The organism is Caballeronia concitans (assembly GCF_001544615.1).
GTDB lineage: Bacteria > Pseudomonadota > Gammaproteobacteria > Burkholderiales > Burkholderiaceae > Caballeronia > Caballeronia concitans.
In genome coordinates, this window is the sequence record NZ_FCNV02000041.1 from 1 (window position 1) to 1,419 (window position 1,419).

Sequence of the window (1,419 nt, forward strand, 5' to 3'; positions counted from 1 at the left end):
GGTAATGTACCGAGAAGTGTGCAAAAAGCTGCTGGCGGGAAAATGCTTAGGAGGGGTGGCCGTGGTGTAAGTTGATGAATGTCAAGTTCCTCAACCTGCCCTCGGGAGGGCTTACGCCATGGCCACGACCAAGCGTAGTACGAACCGGCCGCCAGTGGAAGCGCTGGTTGCCGGCGACCGCGACCTGATGAGGGCGCTCATGAAGGATGCGCTTCAGGAAGTACTCGAAGCGGAGATGACCGAGCTGCTGGGTGCATCGCCCAACGAGCGAACTGAGACGCGCAGTGGCTATCGAGCCGGCTACTACGGCCGCGGGCTGGTGACGCGCATCGGCAAGCTGGAGCTGCGCGTGCCGCGCGACCGTCACGGCGAATTCTCCACTGCCTTGTTCGAGCGCTATGCGCGCAGCGAGAAAGCGCTGGTGGCTGCGCTTGCCGAGATGTACGTACAGGGCGTCTCGACTCGTAAGGTCAAGGCGATCACCGAAGAGCTGTGCGGTCACAGCTTCTCGGCCTCAGCAATCTCCGCCATCAATAAAGGACTCGACGCAACGCTGGCGAAGTTCGCGCACAGGCCGTTAGAGGAAGCGTATCCGTATCTGATCGTCGATGCGCGCTATGAGAAGGTGCGCGAATCGGGCGTGATTCGCTCGCAAGCGGTGCTGATTGCCATTGGCATCAACTGGGAAGGTCATCGGCAAGTACTCGCCGTGGAGCTGGCGAACCGCGAGAGCCAGTCGAGCTGGAAGGAGTTCTTGCTGGGGCTGAAAAAGCGCGGGCTCTCAGGCGTTGAGTTTGTCGCCTCGGACGACCATGCGGGATTGAAGAAGGCCATCGGCGAGGTGCTTCCGGAGGCCGCCTGGCAACGCTGCTACGTGCACTTTTTGCGCAACGCGTTGGACTACCTGCCACGCAAGGCCGACGACGACTGCCTGCAGGAACTACGCTGGATGTACGACCGACGCGACCTGCAAGAGGCGCAACGAGATCTCGCGGCGTGGATTACGAAGTGGCAGGGCAAATATCCGAAGCTTGTCGATTGGGTTGAAGGAAACATTGCCGAGACGCTCACGTTCTACCGGCTGCCGCGTGCGCATCACAAGCATTTGAAGTCGACCAACATGCTCGAGCGCTTGAACGAAGAGATCAAGCGGCGCACGCGTATCGTGAGGATCTTCCCAAATGAGGCCGCATGCCTGCGCTTAGTCAGGGCGCTATGCAGCGAAACCCATGAAACGTGGCTGGAGGACAGCCGTTATCTGAACATGGCCCTGCTGGCCGAGCAGAAAAAGGAGTTCTTGCGCGCTGCTGCATAGCGGTGTTCGGCGCTGCGCGCTACGCCCTTCGCACCGCACGCCGCAAAGAAGGATCAACTGAAACCACCGACACCCGGTTTCTGCACATCTTGACGCACACAACT

Annotated in this window: 1 protein-coding gene; it reads left to right on the forward strand. The window is 60.0% G+C overall.

Annotation, left to right across the window (positions count from 1 at the left end; all coding sequences use genetic code 11):
• Positions 1 to 118 precede the first annotated feature (118 nt).
• A complete protein-coding gene (locus tag AWB72_RS28295; protein WP_040051312.1) occupies positions 119 to 1,315 on the forward strand; it encodes an IS256 family transposase in 1,197 nt (398 codons plus the stop codon).
• Positions 1,316 to 1,419 lie beyond the last annotated feature (104 nt).